Origin of the sequence: Methylosinus sp. RM1 (assembly GCF_011378635.1) — a bacterium.
GTDB lineage: Bacteria > Pseudomonadota > Alphaproteobacteria > Rhizobiales > Beijerinckiaceae > Methylosinus > Methylosinus sporium.
Genome location: NZ_WOVC01000032.1, coordinates 14,195 through 28,958, shown reverse-complemented (window position 1 = coordinate 28,958; position 14,764 = coordinate 14,195). Strand labels below are relative to the sequence as shown.

Genomic DNA, 14,764 nt, shown 5'->3' with positions numbered 1-14,764 from the left:
GTAGCGTCATGTGTGCTTTCGCCCTACGCGACATAAAGGCGGCGCCGCCCGTCAATGACGACAGTCGCGCGGCCTCGAGGCTCGCGGAAATCTCCGCCGACGCCCGGCCGACTCCGGCCTATTCGCCGATCGTCCTCGCCGGCCTCGTCCGCAGTCTCGAATTTCTGCTGATCACCGCGGTCGGCTTCGCCGTGCATCGGCTGCATGTCGCGCCCGGCTATGGCTATGGCGTCGAATATTTCGTCGTCATTCCGGGCATGGCGCTGCTCTCGGTCCTCGCCTGGCAGGCGTTCGACCTCTATACGCCCGCCGCATTTCGCGCGCCGATCGGCCATGGCTCGAAGCTCGCCGCCGGCTGGACCCTGGTCTTTCTCGCCGCTCTGGCCGCGATCTTCTTTTTGAAGCTCGACAACGCCCTGTCACGCGTCTGGCTGCTCGGCTGGTATGCGGGCGGGCTCGGCGTGCTGGCGGCGGAGCGCTTCGCCGTCTCGGCGATCGTGCGCACGCTGACGCAGCAGGGCAAGCTCGACCGCCGCACCGTCATCGTCGGCGGCGGCCCGATGGCCGAGCCGGTGCTGCGCGATCTCGCCGCCGCGCAGCAGGACAGCGATCTGCGCATTCTCGGAATCTTCGACGATCGCCGCGACGATCGCTCGCCGGACGTCGTCGCCGGCTATCCCAAGCTCGGCACGATCGACGATCTCGTCGAATTCGCGCGCCATACGCGGCTCGATCTCGTCATCTTCACGCTGCCGATCTCGGCGGAGGCGCGGCTGCTGCAAATGCTGCGCAAGCTCTGGGTGCTGCCGATCGACATTCGCCTCGCCGCCCACACCAACAAGCTGCGCTTTCGCCCGCGCTCCTATTCCTACATCGGCAATGTCCCGGTGCTGGACGTCTTCGACAAGCCGATCGCCGATTGGGACGTGCTGGCCAAATCCGCCTTCGACAAAGTCGTCGGCGCGCTCTGCCTCATTCTCTTCGCCCCGGTGATGGCGGCGGTGGCGCTCGCCATCAAGCTCGATTCGCGCGGCCCCGTGCTGTTCCGCCAGACGCGCTACGGCTTCAACAATGAACGCATAGAGGTCTATAAATTCCGCTCGATGTATGCGGACAAGCTCGACCCGGCGGCGGCCAAGCTCGTCACCAAGGGCGATCCGCGCGTCACCCGCGTCGGCCGCTTCATCCGCAAGACCTCGCTCGACGAATTGCCGCAGCTCTTCAATGTCGTGTTCAAGGGCAATCTGTCGCTGGTCGGCCCCCGCCCGCACGCCATGCACGCGAGAGCCGCCGAGCATCTCTACGACGAGGTCGTCGACGGCTATTTCGCCCGCCATCGCGTCAAGCCCGGCCTCACCGGCTGGGCGCAGATCAATGGCTGGCGCGGCGAGACCGACACGCCGGAGAAGATTCAAAAGCGCGTCGAATGCGACCTCTATTACATAGAGAACTGGTCGATCCTGCTCGACATCTATATTCTCGCGCTCACGCCGATCGCGCTGCTGAAGACCGAGAACGCCTACTGACCCCAAAGCCTCGCCGCGGCGCGCGAAGGGATCCACGGCCACGATCGCGCGGAACTTCAACATGAGCAGAATTTTCCTTATTCTGCTTTAGTTTACCAAGAGAAGCTGATGCAGCGCTCGAATCTTCTCATCGTCGCTTTCGCCGCGCTCGAAGGAGCGGCTGGCGTCGCTCTCTCCGCCGCGGCGGCGCATATTTCGAGCGCCGCCAACCTCGACACGGCGAGCCGCTTCCTGATGATCCACGCCGCAGCGGCGCTCGGTCTCGGCGCGCTGCTCGCGGCGAAGCCGCCGCTGGGGCGCTGGCTGACGGGCGTCGGCTTCGCCCTCCTCGCCGGCGTCGCGCTGTTTTCCGGCGATCTCGTCGCCCGTGCTTTCGCCGGCGATCGGCTGTTCCCCTATGCCGCGCCGATCGGCGGCTCGCTGACGATCGTGAGCTGGCTGGCTCTGGCGATCTGGGCGCTCGCCGCCCTGCGCGCGAAATAGCGGCGGCGGCGCCGCAAGCGGGATGAGGCTATCCCGATCTGGACAGGCGCCGGAATCGCCCCCACCATCCGCGAGACTGAAAGCCTTGGCGTGGGGGCGAAGGGCGATGGAACATTGGCGCGCGGAGGCGGCGCTCGGTCGGCGCGTGCTCGTCGTCGAGGACGAGCCGCTGATCGCGTTGGCGCTCGAGGAGATGCTCGCCGAGCATGGCTACCGCGTCGTGGCCTCGGCCCAGACCGTCGCCGTCGCACTACGACACGTCGCCGAGACGCAATTCGACGTCGCTCTGCTCGACCTTCGCATCGGGGCCGAGAGCGTCGAGCCGGTCGCCGATCGGCTCGACGCGATGGGCGCGGCTTTCGTCTTCGCGACCGGCTATGGCCGTTCGGCCCTGCCGCCGGCGCATTCGGCGCGCCCGATCGTCGAAAAGCCGTTCCGCACCGAGGCGCTGATCGCCGCCCTCGCCGCAGCTGCGCGCCGCGCCGCCCAAAAAGCCTAAAAGACCAAGACGCCGAGACGAGGCTTGTCTCTCGCGATCACGCTCCATGTAAGGGGGGAGTTGCGTCAAAACGGGTGCCGCGTCATGTCTTCGCGTAAAAGCGGCGATCGGGAAGCTCCCCGTCGTCGCCTCGCCGCCCTCGGCGGCCTGATCTTGAGTTTTTTCCTCATGGGGCTCGAGCCTCGTCCCGCTTTCGCCCAGGATTTTTTCCAGCAATTGTTCGGCGGCGGAGGCGGCGGCTATTCGGACTATGGCGGCGGCTCTTATCCGAGCTATCGGCGTCACGCCCACGCTAGGCGCCATGGCTATGCCCCGCAGGAGCGGCGCGTCTATGTCCCGCAAGCGCGACGGGGCGAGCCGCAGCTGCGCGCGCGTCGAGCCGCCCCCGGCGGCGAGCCGCAACGCGCGGTCTACGCCGAAGCGGCGGGCGGCGGGCGCTCTTACTGCGTGCGTGAATGCGACGGTTATTTCTTTCCCGTCGGCCTCTATTCCAGCTCCAGCGACACGGCCAGCCATCAGCGCGCCTGTGGGCGTCTGTGCCCAGGCGCGCGGACGACGCTCTATGTGATGCGCGGCGGCTCCGACAATATAGAGGAGGCCCTGGCGGCGCGCGGCGGCGCCAGCTATTCGCGGCTGATGGCCTCTCTCCAGCGCAAGAGCGAAGGCAAGGGCGAAGGAGAGAAGGACAAGGAATGTTCCTGCCACGCCGGCCAGTCTAGCGAGAGCTCGATCGAGGCCATCTATCTCGATCCGACGCTGCGCCGCGGCGACGCCGTCATGACGGCGCATGGCGTCGAAATTTTCCACGGCGCCAGCCGCTATCCCTATTCGAAGAACGACTTCCGCCCCCTCGCCCGCTCGCCCGATCTCGACGAACCGGTCCGCCGCCGCCTCGCCGCGATGGAGCGCGCCAGCAAGCCCGGCCGGCCGAGCGTCGAACGTCGCGCCGCGCGGCCGCTCGACGAGCGCCGCAGCCAGTCGGGTGGACGCAGATAGGGCGGCAGCTTCTCTCCTTTCAGCAAGATTTCATTTGGAGAGCTACGTGGCGGATGGCGTTCATGTGAACGCGAGCTATGCGCTCGAATTCATCCCGTTCATGCTCGGCGAACTCGGCAGAACCGTCGCGTCGAGCCGACGGGGCCGCTGATTTCGCGACAGCTTTTTCGAGCATGGCGCCTGGTCCAGAACGCGATAATCGACGGGATCGCGCCTCTGGCGACGCGCGTCGCGTCGAAATGGTTCGATGATCCGCAGCCTCAATCCATTGGCGCGGCATCGTCTGACGCGAGATCGCCGGGCGCCGGCGGCGCGCTCGCCGGCCGTCGCCGCGGCGCCCGCGACCAGGGCCGATCCTCGCCGGGGCTGCGGGCGGTTCGCCATTGCGCCGCCTCGCCGGAGAAGCGCAATGTCACAGCGCCCGTCTCCGCCAGCTTGCGGCGATCGAGAAGGATCGGCGCGCCGCAGCCCTCGGGCGCGTAAAAGGGCGCGATGACGATCGCCGCTTTGCCGCAATCCTCGATCAGCGCCTTGCGATCCGTCACCAGCGCGACGGCGCGGCCGTCGATCGCTCTCGCCACGCAGCCGAACTCGTCGCAGGAGACGCCGCCGCGCGCGTCCGCTGGCGCTCTGACGTCGGCGTCGGCGCGCAGCCATTGCTCGCCGACGAAGGAGAGCTTCCCGCGGCCGAGCAGAGCGAGCTCCCCCGAGGGCAGCCGCAGAGCCGCGGCGTCGCCGCTCGGCGCGACGGCGAGATCGAAGCCCTCGCCATTCGCCGCGCCGAACAGGCCGAGCGCGGCGAAGGGAATGGCCATCGCCCGGAACAGCCACGTCCGCCACAGAACGAGCGATAGAACCGCGAGCGACAGGAAAACCATCGCGAAAGGCGCGAAACTCTTGACCGGCAAGCTCGACCCCGGAGCGGCGGCGATGAGCCGCGCTATGGCCGTCACCAGATCGATGCCGAAGCCGACATAGCGCCAGACCGGGCCGTCGAGACCGAAAGGATAGAGAAAGGCGCCGACGAGCGCTCCCGGCACGGCGAAGAATTCGATGATGGCGAGCGTCAGCGGATTGCCGATCAGCACATAGGGGCTCAATTCGTGGAAATCGCCCGCCATGAAGGAAGCCGTCGCCGAAGTGGCGCAGAGCGTCGCGAAAATCGGCGCCGCCGGCCCATGCAGCAATAATTCGCCCGCGCTCTCCCGCCAGCGCACGAAACGGGAGGGCGCGCGGCCGAAGGGCGGCGTCTCGCGCCGGCGCTCGATCGTCGCGCCACGCGCCTCATAGACGGCGACGAGCGCCGCCACCGCCGCGAAAGAGAGCTGGAAGCTCGCGCCGAGCAGCGCCTCCGGCTGGAAGGCGACGATGACGCCGACCGCCAGAGCGAGATTGCGCATCGACAATGAGGGGCGGTCGAAGAGGACCGCGACCAGCATGATCGTCGTCATGATGAGCGCGCGCTCCGTGCCGACGCGCGAGCCCGTGCCGATGTCGTAGAGAACAGCGCCGACGATGGCGAGCGCGGCCGCCCATTTCTTGATCGGATAATTCAGCGCCAGCGCGCGCGAGAGCGCCAGCAGCCGCCGAAAGCCGACGAAGAAAATGCCGGCGACCAGAGTCATCTGCACGCCGGAAATGGTGATGATGTGAAAAATGCCGGCGCGGCGGATCAGCTCTTTCGCCTCCTCGCTCAGAAAATCGCGCTTGCCCGTCACCATTGCGGCGGCGATGGCGCCGGTGTCGCCGCCGAGCGCGCGATAGACCCGCGCCGAAAGATCATTGCGCAGCCGATCGACGGCCGCGAAAAATCGCAGCGACAAAGGCGCCGGATCGGGCGGCGGCATGACGTCGATGCGGCCGAGCGCATTGCCGACGCCCCCGAGCCCCGCGAAATAGGCGTCGCGCGAGAAATCATAGCCGCCCGGCAGAGCGGCGTGAGCCGGCGGCAAGACGCGCGCTTTGAGGGCGATGAAATCGCCGGCCGAAAATTTCGTATCGCCGCGCGTCGTCAAGCGAACGCGCAGCGGGACGACGTCGCCCGGCAATCCCTCCGCGCTGGCGAGGCGCAGAATGAAACGCGCGCCATTGGGGCGCGGATCGAGCTCCTCGACGAAGCCGGTGAGAAAGCCGACGCCCGCGCGCGGAACAATGGGGGCGTCGACGCGCGCGGCGCGCCAGACGGAGGCGAAAAATCCGCCGGCGACACAGGCGAGGACGAGAAAGAGAGCGCCTGCGCGATGCGCGCGCGCGAGGAAGGCGAGCGCCGAGAGGATTGCGAGGGCGGCCGCCGAGACAGCGAAGGAGGGCTCGCGATCGGCCGCGAAATAGAGGAGCGCGCCGGCGCCAGCGGCGACCGGCAGCCAGAGAAACGGCCGCCGCAGCGAAATTTCTTCGTCCAGCGCCGCGCGGGCGGCGGCCGAAAGCGACGCGACGACGATCACGAAAGCGGGGCGGAAGACGCCCCTCGCCCGATCGGCCGCGCCGGCGACGGCTTTCGCGCTCCAACTCAAGAAAGGCCTCGGATGTCGCTGCTCGAATGAAGTCGAGCTCATGCTATATCCGAAACCGGCGCCGGCGCGAGCGCCGCGACGTCAAAGGCGCGTCGTCGGATCGGTCACGAGGCGGCCCGCGCCGAGGCGAGCGCGCCCCGCCCCGCGCAGTTCCCCCCTGGCCCGCAGCGTGCTAGACGGGCCTCCACTCGAAATTCTCAGGAATCACCAGCCGCGCTCATGTCTCAAGTCGTCACGCGCTTCGCCCCCTCTCCCACCGGCTTCCTCCATATCGGCGGCGCGCGCACGGCGCTGTTCAATTGGCTCTACGCCAAGCGTCACGGCGGGCGCTTTCTGCTGCGCATAGAAGACACAGATCGCGAGCGCTCCACCCAGGGCGCCATAGACGCCATTCTCGATGGAATGCGCTGGCTCGGCCTCGATTGGGACGGAGACGTCACCTACCAATTCGCGCGCGCGCCGCGCCATCGCGAGATCGCCGAGGAGCTGCTCGCCAAAGGCAAGGCCTATCGCTGCTACGCCAGCGCGCAGGAACTGGAGGAGATGCGCGAGACCGCGCGCGCCGAGGGCCGCCCGCCGCGCTATGACGGGCGCTGGCGTGATCGCGACGCCAGCGAGGCGCCGGCGGGCGTCGCGCCGGTCATTCGGCTCAAGACTCCGCAAGAGGGCGAGACCGCGATCGAGGACGCCGTGCAAGGCCGCGTCGTCTTCCCGAACAAGGATATCGACGATTTCGTGCTGCTGCGCTCGGATGGCGCGCCGACCTATATGCTCGCCGTCGTCGTCGACGATCACGATATGGGCGTCACGCAGATCATCCGCGGCGACGATCACCTCACCAACGCCGCGCGGCAAAAGCACATTTACGACGCGCTGGGATGGGAGGCGCCGAGGCTCGCCCATATTCCGCTCATTCACGGGCCGGACGGGGCGAAGCTGTCGAAGCGCCATGGCGCGCTCGGCGTGGACGCCTATCGGGCGATGGGCTATCTGCCGGCGGCGCTGCGCAATTATCTCTTGCGTCTCGGCTGGAGCCAGGGCGACCGCGAATTCTTCTCGACGCAGGAGATGATCGAGGCTTTCGATCTCGAGAGCATTCATCGCTCGCCGGCGCGCTTCGATTTCGTGAAGCTCGAGAATATGAACGGCCATTATCTGCGCAGCAGCGAGGATGCGGAGCTGCTCGCGGAGCTGATCGCGACCCTGCCCTATCTCGAGGGCGGCGCGGCGCTCGCCGCCAAGCTGGACGAGACGCGCAAGGCGCAGCTCGCCGCGGCCATGCCCGGCCTCAAGGCGCGCGCCAAGACGCTCAACGAGCTGATCGACGGCGCGGCGTTTCTCTTCGCCGAGCGGCCGCTGACGCTCGACGCCAAGGCCGCCGCGCTGCTGTCGCCGGCGGCGCGGGCGCATCTTTCCGTGCTGACGGAAAAGCTCGCCACGCTCGAAGAATGGAGCGCCGCTGCGACCGAGAATATCGTGCGCGAGACGGCGGCTGCGCAGGGCGTGAAGCTCGGCGATCTCGCGCAGCCTTTGCGCGCCGCGCTCACCGGACGCACCACCTCGCCCGGCATTTTCGACGTGCTGGCGATCCTCGGCGAGGAGGAGAGCCTCGCCCGCCTGCGCGATCAGGCGGCGCAACGCGCTTGAACCGCCTGCGGGGGATGCTATAGTTTGTGCAACGCACAAGACGCCTCCGCACGACCCTATGCGCCGCGCCGCGGCGTCTCGCCCGCCACGCGCCCGGTCCTCGCGGCGCAGCGACCGACGCAATTCCGCCGGCTATAGCAGGAGGGTTTTGAATTTAAAGCGTTTGACATTCGTTCGACGGGACCCGGCGGTCGCGCGGGCGCAAAGCGCGCCGCAGATTCGAACGAAGCTCGCTCGTCGGTCCGATCCGCGGGGAAGCGCGGCCCGGGCATGGCGCAGAATATGCTGCGGTGTTTCGCCGAAAGCCGCAAATTACACGGATAACGCGAGAAGGTGGGGCCATGACGAAAAAAGAAGCGTCCTTTCACACCGGCGAAAAAACCGTGAGCCTTCCGATCATGGAAGGAACGATCGGCCCCAGCGTCGCCGATATTCGCAAGCTCTACGGCGATACGGGCATGTTCACCTATGACCCGGGCTTCACCTCCACGGCGAGCTGCGAGTCGAAGATCACCTATATCGACGGCGACGAGGGCGTGCTGCTCTATCGCGGCTATCCGATCGACCAGCTCGCCGAGCACGGCGATTTTCTCGAGACCTGCTATCTGCTGCTCTACGGCGAATTGCCGACGGCGACGCAAAAGGCCGATTTCGACTATCGCATCACGCGCCACACCATGGTGCATGAGCAGATGGCGCGCTTCTTCCAGGGCTTCCGCCGCGACGCGCATCCGATGGCGGTGATGGTCGCGTCGGTCGGCGCGCTCTCGGCCTTCTATCACGACTCGACGAATATCGCCGATCCGGTCGAGCGCATGGTCGCCTCGACGCGCATGATCGCCAAGATCCCGACACTGGCGGCCATGGCCTACAAATATTCGATCGGCCAGCCCTTCGTCTATCCGAAGAACGATCTCGACTACACGTCGAACTTCCTGCGCATGTGCTTCGCCGTTCCTTGCGAGGAATATAAGGTCAATCCGGTGATGTCGCGGGCGCTCGACCGCTTCTTCATGCTGCACGCCGATCACGAGCAGAACGCCTCCACCTCCACCGTGCGTCTCGCCGGCTCCTCGGGCGCCAATCCTTTCGCCTGCGTCGCGGCGGGCATCGCCTCGCTGTGGGGCCCGGCGCATGGCGGCGCCAATGAGGCGGTGCTGAAAATGCTCGCCGAGATCGGCACGCCGGACCGCATTCCGATCTATATCGCCAAGGCGAAGGACAAGAACGACCCGTTCCGCCTGATGGGCTTCGGCCATCGCGTCTACAAGAACTACGATCCGCGCGCGAAGATCATGCAGCGCACGACGCGCGAGGTGCTGGCCGAGCTCGGCGTGAAGGACGATCTCCTCGACGTGGCGATCGAGCTGGAGCGCATCGCTCTGCACGACGAATATTTCATCGAGAAGAAGCTCTATCCCAACATCGACTTCTATTCCGGCATCACGCTGAAGGCGATGGGCCTGCCGACCACCATGTTCACCGTGCTCTTCGCGGTGGCGCGTACGGTCGGCTGGATCGCGCAATGGAAGGAGATGATCGAGGATCCGGGCTCCAAGATCGGCCGTCCGCGTCAGCTCTACACGGGCGAGAAGCAGCGCGACTATCTGCCGATGTCCAAGCGCTGATCTTTGGCGCTGACGTCCGAGCGCCGATCCTTTTCTCCGCGGCCTTCGCGTCGAAGATGCGATGGCCGAAAGACCCTGTGCGCGAGCGCACAGATTTCCGGCTCCGCTCCCGCCATTGTCTCCTCACCAAACGGGGAGGCGAAAATGATCGAGACGGGGTCCTATGAATTGCTCTCTTTCGAGGAGGCGCGCCAGAAGCTACGCTTCGATCGCGAGATAAGCCTCGGTCTCTTCGACCTCTCCTCTTTCCGCATCGCCTATTGTTCCGGCGACTTCGTCTATGTCGGCGACATAGAGCTCTATCAGTGGATGTGGTGCGACAAGATCGCGGGCCTCGTCGTCGATGGCGACATGACGATCGAAGGCGATCTCATGGACAATTCCTTCGACGGCGCCGCGGCCTTCGTGCTGGCGCGCGGCAATCTCAGAGCGCGCACCGTCACGCTCGGCGGCGCCGAGGTGGTCGTGCGCGGCGACCTGCGCGCGGAAGGCCCCGTCTTCAATAGCTCGACCGCGGGCCGCTGCGAGATCGGAGGCTCGCTCCACGCCAGCCATCTCGTCACCGACGATCATGCGACCGTCGTCGCCGGCCGCGCGCCGGCGCGCTCCTTCGCGCTCGGCTATGTCGATCCGACGATGAGCGAGAAGCTGCGCCCGGCGAAGTCATATCTCGATCTGTTGACGCCGGAGGCGGCGGAGGAATTCGACGCGCAGTTCCGCGGCGCCGGCCCGGAAATCGTCATGCGCATCGTCGCGGCGATACGCGCCGGCCGTTCGGTGCTGCGCGTCTGACGGTCCAAATCGCGAAATATCGAGAGCGAGCCCGAAGGCTCGCTCCCCCCGCCTCTCTTCCGCGAATCTCGAGGCTCGCGCGTCGGAGCGCCGGCTCGGCGCTGATTCGGCGCGAGCCGGCGCGAGCCGGCGCGACTCGAAAAAGACATGTTCCTCGCCGCCAATGGCGCCGTTCGCCTCACGATTCGAACAGTCGCTCTTTTTCACCCTGCGCGCGTTTTTTCATCGCGTTTCAATCATCGATTTCAGCCCCAGCGAATCGCGAACGGCGCCGCGCGCGCGATTCGCGACGATCGGATCATTCGCCATGAGCCAAACGCCTCCGCCCCGCGAGCGGCCAAATCCCCCACGCCCCGCGGCGGCGCCTGTGAACTCCATTGTCGCCGCCGCGACGACGGCGCATGATTTGGACGCGCGACGCAAATTCGTATTAGAAACCGAACGCGATCGGGCGATCGCGCATCGGCCGACGAGACGATTCGGGAGACGACGATGGGGGCTGTGAACGATTTGGCGCGGAACGAGGCGAGCCGCCCCGATGCGCGACGTTCATGGGACGAGGTCGAGGCGCTCTATCGCGAAGAATGCGCGGCCATGCTGCGCGACGCGCGCCGTCATTACGAGCAGCGCGCAGCGCGCGAGCAGACGACGATCGAAAATGTGCTCGCCGCTTTCGCGCGCGATTTCGACGCCTGGCTCGATCGCGAGCGGCGCGGGATTTCCTCGCCCAAGCCGAACCTCTCCACATTGTTCGAAATCTGGCTGGAGCGCGGCGCTCGGCGGCTGGAGCCGCCGAGCGCGAGCCCGGAAGCCGACGCGCGATCGCAGGAGCTGGAGCAGCGCCTCGACGAAGGCGCACGACATATTCAGCAATTGGAGGAGCGGCTCGCCGAAGCTCAGCGCCGCGCCGCGCAAAGGGCGGCGGAGACGGCCGCCGCCATCGCCGCCGCGCCCGCGGCGCCGCGCCGCCTCGGCCGCGTCCTTCTCGCCATGGCTCTCGGCCTTTTCGTCGCCCTACTCGGAGCGGCGCAATGGGCGCGGCAATCGGCGGCGACGCCGCCCGCGCTGCGCGCGGCGCTCACAGGTTTCGACGCCTCCCTGAGCGAGCTGGAAGCGCGCGGCCGCGCGGCGCTCGGCGGTCTCGCAGCCGATCGGGCGCGCGAGGAGGCGCTGACGGCGCTGCTCCGCGAGGACAGGGCCTATGTGATCGCGCGCGCGGTCGCCGCCGACCCGCAGCTCGCCCGCGAAAGGATCGACGCGCTGGAGCCGAGCAGCCCGGCGCCCGTGGCGCAAGCGCCGTCCGAGCTTGCGCCGAAGGAACCGGCCGCCGCTTTGCCCCGAACCCCGCCCGCGGAGCCTGCCGCGCCGGACGTCGCGGCTCTCGCGCCGGAGGAGGAGCCCGAGCGGCTGCCTCCCGCCGTCATCGGTCTGCAAAAGCCTGCAACATTTCGTGGTTTCGAAAATCGCGACATCGTCGGGCCGACGTTCGTCACGCTGCGCAAGCTCGATCAGCCCGCCTGCGTCGCCGCTTGTCGGAGCCGCGACAATTGCCAGGCCTATTCCTTCGACCGTTGGAATCGCATTTGCCGCTTGAAGGCGACGGCGGGCGCTTTTGCGCTCAATCCGCGCATGACCAGCGGATTGCGCGATGATTTGCGCATCCCGCGCGCTCCCGCCGGCGCGCTCTCCATGGAGCGCTATCCCTCCAAGGCGTTTCCGGGCGCGGGCTATAAGACGACGTCGCTCGAAGGGCCCGACGCCTGCGAGACCGCCTGCCGCGCCGAGGACGCCTGCATCGCCTTCACTTTCCGTCTCGACGAGAGCGCCTGTCATTTGTTCGAGAAGACCGGAGAATATTTCTCCAACGAGCTGGCCGACAGCGGAGGCAAGCGCCAGGATTGACGGGATCGGCGATCGAAACGACGCAATCCTCTCGCCCATCATCTTTTTTTCACGCGGCCTCTCCCACATATGGGGGATGCGCGGAGGGCCTGAGCCGAGCTATTCGGGTAGCGTTCTGCGATGATTTTTGTGTTTCGAGGGAGGCCGCGCGTCCGGAAGCGCGACCTCCCTTTTTTGCGGCGCGTCGAAGCCGCCGCCTCCGTCAGGCCGGCGCCGCCGCGCCGCAGAGTTCCGTCGCCAGGGGGAAGGCTCCGCCATGATCGCGCGCGATCTGCCGTAGCATCAGCCCATAGAATTCGGCGGATTGGATCATATTGATCCCGATATCGGCTTTCTGGCCTTCGTCCAGAGTCTCGATCCGCTCGAAATCTGTCGCCAGATGGTCGATATCCGCGAGCGTGTGAACGCGGAGAAAACGCGCGCAACCGTCGCCATGCGCTCGAACGACGCGGCGATACAGCTCCGGTCCGCCGATCGCCGCGAGCCCTTCCAGGACGATGACATAGCCGTAGAAGGCGGTCGAGCCCAAATGCTCGATCTTGAAATATTGCGTCTCGTACAGAGCCCTCGTGACCGCCCGTTCGGGATATGTCTCCACCTCCGCGCCGAGGCCGCGCAAATCCTCGAGCGCCAACAGCTCATGGGAGTCCTCCTCACCGAGATGCTGGATGAAGCCGCGGTGAAGGACAGCGCTTTCGGCCGGACAACGACTCGCCGCCAGCGCCAGAAGCCGCGTCGAGTGACTCGTGAAATAAAAGGTCTGGGCCAGGAAATCGGCATAGGCCTGCGGCGCTTCCCAGGGAAAAGCCGAGGCGTCGTCCATCAATCGGTCGATGAGACGATGAAGCTCGTCACGCATGTCTCGCTCCTTTGTGCAATTCCGAATTTTGGTCTGTGTGTCGCTTGAAGTCCCACAGATATCGAACGGCGCCGGCGACAGGCTCCTCGCCTTCGGTCACTTTTTGCGGAAAGAAAGCGATGAGATCGATCGGCGCATTGTGGCGGATGATGCCGGGGACCAGAGGCGTCCCGCCCAATCGGTAGCACGCGCGATGCACGCCGCGATCCGTCCGCGGCGCGCCCAGCATCGCATGTGCGCCCGACTCCAGCATTCGACGAATCATGAGCCCGATGATGACGTCCATCATCGGCAGACCCAGCGCGCCGCCACGGGCCGAGGGATGGAGGGTGAGGCGGCTGGCGATAATGATGCGGCTCCCGTGCGACGCCACATTTTCGAGAGCGTCGACGGGCCAAGCGCCGAGCTGAGAATCGTCGCGCGCGCTCTGGAGCTCGAGATTCGTCCAGCGCATGAGCCCCATGGCGAGGCACTCCCGCTCACGGAAAATGCAGAGAATTTCGTTCTGCCGGCAAAACTCGTCCGAGTAGAGCCGCTCGGCCCCCTCCAATTCCCGAAAAGTCTCGAGCCACACCGTCCGCCATGTGGCGTAGGCGCTGTTGTAATCGCGCAATTGCTCCGGCAACGGGTCGGAGCCGGGCAGAGAAACGACTCTGAGCGACTTCAATACGCCGAACGCGCTCACCTCGTTTCGAGGCATGTTTCATACTCCAAATCACGAAGACCCGGCGCTGAACCTGGCCACGCATTTAAATACAACTTTTGGTTGTATACAATACAAATAACAATCAAATGTGCGGAGGCGTCGAGGAGAGGACGGCGATCGCTACGGCTTTGTGATATGAGTCAATATGCGTTCGGCGGCGCGTGCGCTGGGGCTGTCGCCGGCGGCGAGAACATGCTCGCGCACTTTGGCGAGGCCTCGCCGCTGTGCGCCACGCTCGACGCCGTCGCGAATGAGCGGCTCGAGAGCCGCGGCGAGCGCCGTCGGCGTCGCCCGCCCTTGCAGGAATTCCGGGACGAGCCGCTCGCCGAGCACGAGATTGGGCAATACGATGCTGTCGACGCTCACCAGAATGCGCAAAGGCCATTCGATCGGCGCGACCTTATAGGCGACGGCCATGGGAACATCGGCGAGCGCCAGCTCCAGAGTCGCGGCGCCGGAGGCGACCAGAGCGGCGCGCGCGCGGCGAAAAGCCGGGAATTTTTGATCCTGCGACAGAAGATGCGGCCGCAGTCGCCATGATGTGAGACCGCGTTCGATCTCCTCCGCGACATGCGGCACGACCGGCAGAGCGACATCGAATGGCCCACATGTTTTCGCGAGCATGTCCATCGTCTCGCCGAAAACCGGCATGAGCCGGGCGACCTCGGCGCGGCGCGAGCCGGGCAGCGCGAGAAGCAGCGGCGGCTCCGCCTCCCGCATCGCCAATTCGGCGGGGGAAGGCGTGAGCGTCTCGAGACAGTCGAGCAGCGGATGGCCGACATAGACGCAGGCGGGACCGCCGAGCCGCCGATGCGCCGCCGGCTCGAAGGGCAGCAGAGCGAGCACCTCGTCGACATAGGCGCGCATCGCCCGCGCGCGGCCCGGCCGCCAGGCCCAGACGGTCGGGCTCACATAATCGAGGATGGGCAGCGCCGGCCGAGCGCGCCGCACCCGCCGTGCGACGCGATGCGTGAAATCCGGCGCGTCGATGAGCACGAGGCAATCGGGCTCTGCCGCGAGCGCCGCGCGGGAGGCGCGATCGATCCGCTCGAGCAGCTGCGGCAGACGGCGCAACGGCGACAGCAGACCCATTACGGCGATATCGGCGAGCGGGAACAGGCTCGCGAGCCCTTCGCGCGCCATCGCCTCGCCGCCGACGCCCGAAAAGCGCATGTCCGGCCGCAGGGCGCGCAGCGCGCGCATCAGCAGCGCG

Annotated in this window: 12 protein-coding genes; 8 read left to right on the top strand and 4 right to left on the bottom strand. The window is 66.6% G+C overall.

Features of this window, described 5'->3' with window-relative positions; genetic code table 11:
* Positions 1–8: 8 nt before the first annotated feature.
* The 4 genes from FMZ75_RS17170 to FMZ75_RS17155 all read left to right on the top strand — a co-directional run bounded on the left by FMZ75_RS17170 (position 9) and on the right by FMZ75_RS17155 (position 3,504).
* Positions 9–1,526: an undecaprenyl-phosphate glucose phosphotransferase gene (locus tag FMZ75_RS17170; protein WP_108917955.1), complete on the top strand. Its 1,518-nt coding sequence runs from the start codon at positions 9–11 to the stop codon at positions 1,524–1,526.
* Between the two features lie 108 nt (positions 1,527–1,634).
* Positions 1,635–2,009, top strand: coding sequence for a DUF423 domain-containing protein (locus tag FMZ75_RS17165; protein WP_166144531.1), 375 nt, complete (start codon positions 1,635–1,637; stop codon positions 2,007–2,009).
* Positions 2,010–2,115: 106 nt separating this feature from the next.
* Complete coding sequence (locus FMZ75_RS17160) at positions 2,116–2,508, top strand: response regulator (RefSeq protein ID WP_166144528.1); 393 nt, start codon at positions 2,116–2,118, stop codon at positions 2,506–2,508.
* A gap of 153 nt (positions 2,509–2,661) precedes the next feature.
* Entirely contained in the window at positions 2,662–3,504 is an 843-nt protein-coding gene (locus FMZ75_RS17155; protein ID WP_166144525.1) for a DUF2865 domain-containing protein, read from the top strand.
* A 260-nt stretch (positions 3,505–3,764) separates the two neighbouring features.
* On the opposite strand, the gene FMZ75_RS17150 is transcribed toward FMZ75_RS17155, so the two are convergent.
* The gene (locus FMZ75_RS17150; RefSeq protein ID WP_246729039.1) at positions 3,765–6,017 is read right to left on the bottom strand and encodes a ComEC/Rec2 family competence protein; all 2,253 of its coding nucleotides are present in this window, start codon (positions 6,015–6,017) and stop codon (positions 3,765–3,767) included.
* A 219-nt stretch (positions 6,018–6,236) separates the two neighbouring features.
* Here FMZ75_RS17150 and gltX point away from each other — a divergent pair, with 219 nt between their 5' ends.
* The 4 genes from gltX (at position 6,237) to FMZ75_RS17130 (ending at position 11,986) form a co-directional block, all read left to right on the top strand.
* Entirely contained in the window at positions 6,237–7,664 is a 1,428-nt protein-coding gene (gene gltX / locus FMZ75_RS17145) for a glutamate--tRNA ligase (RefSeq protein ID WP_166144519.1), read from the top strand.
* Positions 7,665–8,005: 341 nt separating this feature from the next.
* Complete coding sequence (gltA, locus tag FMZ75_RS17140; protein WP_108917962.1) at positions 8,006–9,292, top strand: citrate synthase; 1,287 nt, start codon at positions 8,006–8,008, stop codon at positions 9,290–9,292.
* A 144-nt stretch (positions 9,293–9,436) separates the two neighbouring features.
* Positions 9,437–10,084, top strand: a complete 648-nt coding sequence (locus FMZ75_RS17135) for a hypothetical protein (protein WP_108917963.1) — start codon at positions 9,437–9,439, stop codon at positions 10,082–10,084.
* Between the two features lie 492 nt (positions 10,085–10,576).
* Positions 10,577–11,986, top strand: a complete 1,410-nt coding sequence (locus tag FMZ75_RS17130) for a PAN domain-containing protein (protein ID WP_166144516.1) — start codon at positions 10,577–10,579, stop codon at positions 11,984–11,986.
* Positions 11,987–12,188: 202 nt separating this feature from the next.
* Here FMZ75_RS17130 and FMZ75_RS17125 read toward each other — a convergent pair whose 3' ends face one another.
* From FMZ75_RS17125 to lpxB, 3 genes are all read right to left on the bottom strand, one after another.
* Positions 12,189–12,845 (bottom strand): iron-containing redox enzyme family protein, encoded by a 657-nt coding sequence (locus FMZ75_RS17125; protein ID WP_108917966.1) that lies wholly within the window; start codon positions 12,843–12,845, stop codon positions 12,189–12,191.
* Positions 12,838–13,545: a hypothetical protein gene (locus FMZ75_RS17120; protein WP_166144513.1), complete on the bottom strand. Its 708-nt coding sequence runs from the start codon at positions 13,543–13,545 to the stop codon at positions 12,838–12,840. The genes FMZ75_RS17125 and FMZ75_RS17120 overlap by 8 nt, the downstream gene beginning before the upstream one ends.
* A gap of 126 nt (positions 13,546–13,671) precedes the next feature.
* Positions 13,672–14,754 (bottom strand): lipid-A-disaccharide synthase, encoded by a 1,083-nt coding sequence (gene lpxB, locus FMZ75_RS17115; protein ID WP_246659749.1) that lies wholly within the window; start codon positions 14,752–14,754, stop codon positions 13,672–13,674.
* Between the last annotated feature and the right edge of the window lie 10 nt (positions 14,755–14,764).

Coding starts and splice junctions, on each gene's coding strand:
- gltA (WP_108917962.1), top strand. CDS start 8,006: ATGACGAAAAAAGAAGCGTCCTTTCACACCGGCGAAAAAACCGTGAGC.
- FMZ75_RS17135 (WP_108917963.1), top strand. CDS start 9,437: ATGATCGAGACGGGGTCCTATGAATTGCTCTCTTTCGAGGAGGCGCGC.
- FMZ75_RS17130 (WP_166144516.1), top strand. CDS start 10,577: ATGGGGGCTGTGAACGATTTGGCGCGGAACGAGGCGAGCCGCCCCGAT.
- FMZ75_RS17165 (WP_166144531.1), top strand. CDS start 1,635: ATGCAGCGCTCGAATCTTCTCATCGTCGCTTTCGCCGCGCTCGAAGGA.
- lpxB (WP_246659749.1), bottom strand. CDS start 14,754: ATGCGCGCGCTGCGCGCCCTGCGGCCGGACATGCGCTTTTCGGGCGTC.
- FMZ75_RS17120 (WP_166144513.1), bottom strand. CDS start 13,545: ATGCCTCGAAACGAGGTGAGCGCGTTCGGCGTATTGAAGTCGCTCAGA.
- gltX (WP_166144519.1), top strand. CDS start 6,237: ATGTCTCAAGTCGTCACGCGCTTCGCCCCCTCTCCCACCGGCTTCCTC.
- FMZ75_RS17170 (WP_108917955.1), top strand. CDS start 9: ATGTGTGCTTTCGCCCTACGCGACATAAAGGCGGCGCCGCCCGTCAAT.
- FMZ75_RS17125 (WP_108917966.1), bottom strand. CDS start 12,845: ATGCGTGACGAGCTTCATCGTCTCATCGACCGATTGATGGACGACGCC.
- FMZ75_RS17160 (WP_166144528.1), top strand. CDS start 2,116: ATGGAACATTGGCGCGCGGAGGCGGCGCTCGGTCGGCGCGTGCTCGTC.